At 72.8% G+C, this 2,993-nt stretch carries 4 protein-coding genes; 2 read left to right on the plus strand and 2 right to left on the minus strand.

What is annotated here, in order from left to right; all coding sequences use genetic code 11:
* Positions 1–15: 15 nt before the first annotated feature.
* Positions 16–1,368: an RNA polymerase sigma factor gene (locus HII36_RS54330; RefSeq protein WP_217371122.1), complete on the minus strand. Its 1,353-nt coding sequence runs from the start codon at positions 1,366–1,368 to the stop codon at positions 16–18.
* Between the two features lie 141 nt (positions 1,369–1,509).
* On the minus strand, positions 1,510–1,839 hold the full coding sequence (locus HII36_RS54335; protein WP_173531234.1) for a YciI family protein: 330 nt from the start codon (positions 1,837–1,839) through the stop codon (positions 1,510–1,512).
* 159 nt (positions 1,840–1,998) lie between these two features.
* Between HII36_RS54335 and HII36_RS54340 the strand changes: the two genes are divergently transcribed.
* Positions 1,999–2,517, plus strand: coding sequence for a peptidoglycan recognition protein family protein (locus tag HII36_RS54340; RefSeq protein WP_173531235.1), 519 nt, complete (start codon positions 1,999–2,001; stop codon positions 2,515–2,517).
* A 10-nt stretch (positions 2,518–2,527) separates the two neighbouring features.
* A complete protein-coding gene (locus HII36_RS54345; protein ID WP_328808322.1) occupies positions 2,528–2,956 on the plus strand; it encodes an SRPBCC family protein in 429 nt (142 codons plus the stop codon).
* Positions 2,957–2,993: the final 37 nt, after the last annotated feature.

The following is a 2,993-nucleotide window of genomic DNA, read 5'->3' on the forward strand; positions in this document are numbered from 1 at the left end:
GTGCGGGATCAGGCGTCAGGGGTCAGCGTCGAGGGTCGGGTCGGTGGGGTAGAGGGCGTGCAGGCGGCGGGTGAGGTAGCGGCGGTCGGCGTCCGCGGCGGCCAGGGCGATCGCCGCCCGGTACGCGTCCGCGGCCTCGGCGGGTCGGCCCAGTCGGCGTAGCAGGTCGGCGCGGGTGGCGGACAGCAGGTGGTAGCCGTCCAGCGTGCCGGTGGCGGCCAGCGCGTCCACCCGGGCCAGGCCCGCCTCCAGCCCGTCGGACATCGCCACGGCCACCGCCTGGTTGAGCGCCACCACCGGGGAGGGAGCCAGCCGGGCCAGCCGCGCGTACAGGGCGGCGATCTGCGGCCAGTCCGTCTCGTCCGCCGTGCCCGCAGTCGCGTGGCAGGCGGCGATCGCCGCCTGCACCTGGTAAGGCCCCGCGGCGCGCGCGGCCAGCGCCCGCTCCAGCACGGCCTCGCCCTCGCCGATCAGGTCCCGGTCCCAGCGCGAGCGATCCTGCTCCTCCAGCGGGACGAGGGTCCCGTCGGCCGCGGTACGGGTGGCGTGCCGCGCCTCGTGCAGCAGCATGAGCGCCAGCAGCCCGCCCGCCTCCGGTTCCCCGGGCAGCATCGCGGCCAGCAGCCTGGCCAGCCGGATCGCCTCACCGCGCAGCTCGTCGCCTACCGGATCGCTGTAGCCCTCGTTGAACAGCAGATACAACACCCCGAGCACGGCGGTGAGCCGTTCGGGCAGCAGCGCGGGCGGCGGCACCCGGAACGGGATGCGCGCCTGGCGGATCTTGCGTTTGGCCCGCACCAGGCGTTGCGACATGGTGGCCTCGGGCACCAGGAACGCCCGCGCGATCTCGGCCGTGCTCAGCCCGGCCAGGCTGCGCAACGTCAGCGCCACCCGCGACTCCAGGGACAGCGCCGGATGGCAGCAGGTGAACATCAGCCGCAGCCGGTCATCGGGGAAGCCGTCGGAGAAGTCGTCGGGGGCGCCGGTGAGGTGGTCATCGAGGTGGCCGTCCGGATGGCGGTCCCGGGGGCCGTCCAGGTGGCCGTCCGGGTGGCGGTCCAGGTGGCGGTCCAGGTGATCGGCGACGTGGCCGGCGAGGTGGCCGGGTGGGTTCGTGCGGGCGGCCTCGGCCAGCTTGGCCGCGCCCACCTTCTCGCGGCGCAACCGGTCGACGGCCCGGTTGCGCGCCGCCGTGGTCAGCCACGCCCCCGGACGCCTCGGCACGCCGTCGCGCGGCCAGCGCTCCAAGGCCAGGGCGAAGGCGTCCTGGGCGCATTCCTCGGCCAGGTCCCAGTCGCCGGTGATCCTGATCAGGGTGGCGACGATCTGACCCCATTCGCGGCGGAACACCTGCTTCAGATCCGCCACCCGTTCCGGACTCGCCGCGTCCCGGGAATCCGTTATGTCCCGCTGACCCGCCGCATCCCGGAGGTCCGTCATGTCCGAGGGATCCGTCATGTCCGGGGGATCTGCCGCGTCCCGGGGGATCTGCCGCGTCCCGGGGATCCGTCATGGCTCCAGGACCGGGCGGATCTCGATCGAGCCGTACCGCGCCACCGGGTGCGCGGCCGCGATCTCCACCGCCTCCTCCAGGTCCGCGCACTCGATCAGGACGAAGCCGCCGATCTGGTCCTTGGTCTCGGCGAACGGCCCGTCGCTCACCAGGGTGTCGCCGTCGCGCACCCGAACGGTGACCGCCTGCGCCGCCGGCCCCAGCCCGGCGCCGCCCCTGACGACCCCGCGCCGCGCCATCTCCGCACCCCAGCCGCCGCACCCGTGCCGCGCGATCTCCTCGGGGACGTCGCACTCGTCCAGCCCGATCAAGAGCACGTACTTCATGAAACCCGAGGATAGGCCCGCGATGCGGACAGCCGCCTGATCGCGGCCTGACGCCGACGATCGACCACCCTCACCCGCACGCCACATAACCACTCTGAGTAATGAGATCATTGCGTAGAGTTGGCAGGCTCAACAGTAAGGCGAGAGGGGAAGAAACACGTGAAGCTGATCAGCCGCAAGGATTGGGACGCCAAGTCGCCCAGCGCCGACTACACCCGCCTCGACTCCACCCGTGGCGTGAAGATCCATTACACCGGAGGGAAGGTGCCCGCCAACCTGGCCGACAACGACCGGCACGACCGCTGCGCCGAGCTGATACGCGACATGCAGGCCATGCACATGGCGGGCGGGCGCGGCGAGAAGTACATCGACCTGGCCTACAACCTGGTCGTCTGCCCGCACCGCCGGGTCTTCATGGGACGCGGCCCGCACGCCCTGCCCGCCGCCAACGGCCGCGGGCTCAACTCCGGCCACTACGCCGTGCTGGCCCTGCTCGGCAGCTCCGGCCTGACCAAGCCCAACGACGAGATGCTGAACGGGCTCGTCGACGCCATCGAGTACCTGCGCGAGCGCGGCGACGCCGGACGCGAGGTCAAGGGGCACCGCGACGGCTACGACACCTCCTGTCCCGGCGACGCGCTGTACACATGGGTGCGATCGGGCGCCGAACGCCCCTAGGGTCTGAGGGGTGAAACCCGTTTACGCGGCAGCGGCCGTTCACGTGCCGGCACCACCGGAGCAGGTGTTCGCGTTGATCACCGACTGGCCCCGGCACCGTGAATGGATGTTCATGACCACGGCCAGGCTCGTCGGCGACGACACGGTCGAGGCCTACACCGGCATCCGGCCGTTCGGCTTCCTCGACACCATGACGATCACCCACTGGGAGCCGCCGAGGCTGCTGCGCGTCCTGCACACCGGCCGGCTGGTGCGGGGCAGGGGCGCGATCAGGGTCACGCCCGAGGGGGGCGGCAGCCGGGTGATCTGGGCCGAGGAGCTGGAGCTGCCGTTCGGCCCGCTGGGGCGGGCGCTGTGGCCGCCCGCCCACGCCGTCAGCGTCGCGCTGGCCCGTTACTCCCTGCGCAGGCTCGGCACCCTCGCCGCAGCCGGCGCCTGACCCCGCCGGGATCAGTGGCCCGCCGGCGGGGTCAGGC

This window comes from Nonomuraea antri (assembly GCF_013283785.1).
GTDB classification, from domain to species: Bacteria; Actinomycetota; Actinomycetes; order Streptosporangiales; family Streptosporangiaceae; genus Nonomuraea; species Nonomuraea antri.

Excerpts from the sequence above, each read along its gene's own strand:
- HII36_RS54335 (WP_173531234.1), bottom strand. The coding sequence starts at position 1,839 with ATGAAGTACGTGCTCTTGATCGGGCTGGACGAGTGCGACGTCCCCGAG.